Source organism: Klebsiella sp. 28 (assembly GCF_018223905.1).
In the GTDB taxonomy this organism is placed as follows: Bacteria; Pseudomonadota; Gammaproteobacteria; order Enterobacterales; family Enterobacteriaceae; genus Klebsiella; species Klebsiella pneumoniae.
This window is the reverse complement of the sequence record NZ_JAGRQY010000012.1, coordinates 1-3516: the sequence shown is the minus strand read 5'-3', so window position 1 is coordinate 3516 and position 3516 is coordinate 1. Positions and strand designations below refer to the sequence as shown.

General features: G+C 55.3%; 5 protein-coding genes and 1 pseudogene. 4 read left to right on the top strand and 2 right to left on the bottom strand.

All coding sequences use genetic code 11. The features are described 5' to 3' along the window. Positions 1-492: 492 nt before the first annotated feature. The 4 genes and pseudogenes from KHQ28_RS02375 to KHQ28_RS02360 all read left to right on the top strand — a co-directional run bounded on the left by KHQ28_RS02375 (position 493) and on the right by KHQ28_RS02360 (position 2231). Positions 493-834, top strand: coding sequence for a MobC family plasmid mobilization relaxosome protein (locus tag KHQ28_RS02375; RefSeq protein ID WP_074181101.1), 342 nt, complete (start codon positions 493-495; stop codon positions 832-834). Beyond that, a pseudogene (locus KHQ28_RS29560) lies at positions 773-1471 on the top strand (relaxase/mobilization nuclease domain-containing protein); the annotation flags it as partial. The gene KHQ28_RS02375 and the pseudogene KHQ28_RS29560, both read left to right, overlap by 62 nt. 40 nt (positions 1472-1511) lie before the next feature. After that, the gene (locus KHQ28_RS02365) at positions 1512-2009 is read left to right on the top strand and encodes an MbeB family mobilization protein (protein WP_015328238.1); all 498 of its coding nucleotides are present in this window, start codon (positions 1512-1514) and stop codon (positions 2007-2009) included. Positions 2010-2015: 6 nt separating this feature from the next. Next, positions 2016-2231 (top strand): MbeD family mobilization/exclusion protein, encoded by a 216-nt coding sequence (locus tag KHQ28_RS02360; protein WP_064147933.1) that lies wholly within the window; start codon positions 2016-2018, stop codon positions 2229-2231. A 424-nt stretch (positions 2232-2655) separates the two neighbouring features. Here the strand turns inward: KHQ28_RS02360 and KHQ28_RS02355 are convergent, their stop codons facing one another. Beyond that, on the bottom strand, positions 2656-2958 hold the full coding sequence (locus KHQ28_RS02355) for a TM2 domain-containing protein (protein ID WP_031942343.1): 303 nt from the start codon (positions 2956-2958) through the stop codon (positions 2656-2658). A gap of 308 nt (positions 2959-3266) precedes the next feature. Further along, a complete protein-coding gene (locus KHQ28_RS29555) occupies positions 3267-3380 on the bottom strand; it encodes a hypothetical protein (protein WP_032634168.1) in 114 nt (37 codons plus the stop codon). Between the last annotated feature and the right edge of the window lie 136 nt (positions 3381-3516).

The following is a 3516-nucleotide window of genomic DNA, read 5'->3' as shown; positions in this document are numbered from 1 at the left end:
GGAAACCCTTGGGATCTTTATAGTCCTGTCGGGTTTCGCCGCCACTGATTTGAGCGTCAGATTTCGTGATGCTTGTCAGGGGGGCGGAGCCTATGGAAAAACGGCTTCGCCGCAGCCTCATCGTTTCCCTGTTAAGTTCCTTCCTGGCATCCACCAGGAAATTTCCACCTCACCCGTAAGCCGGTACCGCTCGCCGCAGCCGAACGACCGAGCGCAGCGAGTCAGTGAGCGAGGAAGCGGCACATCTCCCGTTACTACATGTTCTGCTGACGCGCCGGTGCCGCCTTTTTCTCCTGCTACATGAAGCACTTCACTGACATCCGCATCCGTGCCAACATATTAAGCCAGTATACACTCCGCTAGCGCTACGTGACTGGTTCAGGGCTGCGCCCCGAAACCCGCTAAAAACCACTGACGCGCCTGCGGCTTGTCCAACCCCGCGCCGACCGGGAAAGGCTTTCCCGTCCGTCACGGGGTTATCAGGAGGCGATTCTGGCAGATAAACGCAACAAGATGCTCACGATGTGGGTGACGGAAGACGAACACCGGCGGTTGCTTGAGCGGTGCGACGGAAAACAACTGGCGGCGTGGATGCGCCAGACCTGCCTTGATGAGAAACCGACACGCGCCGGCAGGCTCCCCTCGATTTCGCCGGCGCTGCTGCGTCAGCTTGCCGGCATGGGCAATAACCTGAACCAGATCGCCCGGAAAGTGAACGCCGGTGGTGCCGGTCATGACCGGGTGCAGATCGTGGCAGCGCTGATGGCGATCGATGCCGGTCTGGAACGGTTGCGGCATGCCGTACAGGAAAAAGGGCCGGACGATGATTGTTAAATTCCATCCCCGGGGTCGCGGCGGGGGCGCCGGTCCGGTGGACTATCTTCTGGGTAAAGACCGGCAGCGTGAAGGTGCCAGCGTCCTGCAGGGGAAGCCGGAAGAAGTCCGGGAGCTGATTGATGCGTCGCCGTATGTGAAAAAATATACCTCCGGGGTGCTGTCATTCGCGGAGGCGGACCTGCCGCCGGGTCAGCGTGAAAAACTGATGGCCAGCTTTGAGCGGGTTCTGATGCCCGGACTCGATAAAGATCAGTACAGCATTCTGTGGGTGGAACACGCAGACAAGGGTCGTCTTGAGCTGAATTTTCTGATCCCCAATACCGAATTACTGACGGGGAAACGCCTCCAGCCGTATTACGATCGTGCCGACCGGCCGCGCATCGATGCGTGGCAGACAGTGGTCAACGGCAGGCTGGGGCTGCATGATCCGAACGACCCGGAGAACCGGCGGGCGCTGGTCACGCCGTCAGGACTGCCAGAAACGAAGCAGGAAGCCGCGGAGACGATTACACGGGGTTTGCTGATGTTAGCCTCATCAGGAGAGCTGAAAACGCGTGATGACGTCACAGGGGCGCTCACAGCGGCCGGTTTTGAGGTGGTCAGAACCACAAAAAACAGTATCAGCATTGCCGACCCGGACGGGGGGCGAAATATCCGACTGAGGGGAGCCATTTATGAGCAGTCTTTTAACGGCCTCGAGGGACTTCGAGGAGAAATCGAAAGCACAGCAGCAGCTTACCGAAGAGAGGCTGAAAGCCGCATTCAGCAAGCACGAGAACGTTGTCAAATCGGAACTGAACGCAAGCGCGAAGAGAATCAACGACGCCATCAGCGCCCACGAACAGGGGATGAACGCGGCGATGCAGTCGAACCGGCTGAGCGTGCTGCGAATGGTCGGGCGGACGTGGCTGACCATCACCATGGTGTCAGGGCTGCTGTTCGCCAGCCTGAGCGGGGTGCTGTGGTACCAGGGGAACCGGATAGCGGCGAACCTGGCGGAAATCAGGCAGCAGAGAGATACGCTGTCGAAACTGCACATGCAGACGTGGGGCGTGACCTATCTGGAGAACCGCAACGGACGGTTTCTGGTGCTGCCGGAGGGGATGAAAGCCGAAACGGGCCGGACGGTGGACAACAAGACGCGGAACGCGGTGAAGCTGGTACGGGAGTAGAGCAGAATGACGGAACTGGAAAAACAATTGCTGAGCGCGTTAGAGCAGCTACAGCAGGACTACTCGAGAAGGCTGGACGAGTGGGAGAGCGCCTTCGGGGAATGGCGGAAGATGTCTGGTCTTATGCAACGGGAGAACGCGGCGCTGAGCGAGCGCGTGTCGGGCTTGAGCAGGCAGGTGCAGAGTTTGAGCGAGCAGCTGCGCCGGTTATCGACAGGCTGAATGAGATTGAGCAACAGCGATACGGGCAAAGAACGGAAAAGGAACCAGAGAAGACAGCAGATCTGGTACCGGAACGGCAACGCACATTATCTCATGGTGACAGGGAGTATGGAGACTGATAAACGCCCGTCTCAGGTGGCCTGAGCGTGACGGGGATCATGGCCATTTTCTGCGATTTCAGCACACAGAGAGTCTTTTTTAACCGAAATCACCGGCTATGCAGTGATGTGAATAAGTGATGCATATGCGTAAAATAAATCAGGTGCGTTTCTGGTGGTTTTCGGTGTACTTGCCACCACCTTTTGCCCGTCAGCCATCAGAAACGCCCTGAGGGCCTCCGGCGCGGTGCGGGTAAGGGATGTTATGGTAAATGTGCCTCACAGACTGGTACAAAAAAAGCCCCGCAGGGCTTTTTTGCTATGAGTTAGCCATATTTTCTTGCGAATTTTTCATCGGAATCGCATAGATAAATAATAAACTCAATAAACGCGATGATCGCGGGTATGAATGTCCAGCAAAAAATTAGATACAGGAATCCCTGTCCTATTTTACCTAAGTAAAATTTATGTGCGCCAAATCCACCAAGGAAGAATGCTAATAGCGCGGCTGCGATTCTACTTTTTTCACCTGAACCTGAAGAGGCGTTTGTGGCTCCGCAGTGTGGGCATGACTTTGCTGTTTCGTGTATTTCCTTGCCGCATCCTCGGCAGTAAACCATTGAACTCATTTTTTATCCTCGAGCTTATTTTTAGTTGGGATGCATAATATCCAATGTTTTATAACGATATGCATCCTATATGCTCGGGTGGGATAGATTTCCATTATGGTGAAGGATCTTCTTGAGATCCTTTCTGTAGCGTCGTAATCTCTTGCTCTGGAAACGAAAAAACCGCCCTGCAAGGCGGTTTTTCGAAGGTTCTCTGAGCTACTAACTCTTTGAACCGAGGTAACTGGCTTGGAGGAGCGCAGTCACCAAAACTTGTCCTTTCAGTTTAGCCTTAACCGGCGCATAACTTCAAGACTAACTCCTCTAAATCAGTTACCAGTGGCTGCTGCCAGTGGCGCTTTTGCATGTCTTTCCGGGTTGGACTCAAGACGATAGTTACCGGATAAGGCGCAGCAGTCGGACTGAACGGGGGGTTCGTGCATACAGTCCAGCTTGGAGCGAACTGCCTACCCGGAACTGAGTGTCAGGCGTGGAATGAGAAACCGCGGCCATAACAGCGGAATGACACCGGTAAACCGAAAGGCAGGAACAGGAGAGCGCACGAGGGAGCTACCAGGG

Excerpts from the sequence above, each read along its gene's own strand:
- KHQ28_RS02365 (WP_015328238.1), top strand. The coding sequence starts at position 1,512 with ATGAGCAGTCTTTTAACGGCCTCGAGGGACTTCGAGGAGAAATCGAAA.
- KHQ28_RS02360 (WP_064147933.1), top strand. The coding sequence starts at position 2,016 with ATGACGGAACTGGAAAAACAATTGCTGAGCGCGTTAGAGCAGCTACAG.
- KHQ28_RS02355 (WP_031942343.1), bottom strand. The coding sequence starts at position 2,958 with ATGAGTTCAATGGTTTACTGCCGAGGATGCGGCAAGGAAATACACGAA.
- KHQ28_RS29555 (WP_032634168.1), bottom strand. The coding sequence starts at position 3,380 with ATGCACGAACCCCCCGTTCAGTCCGACTGCTGCGCCTTATCCGGTAAC.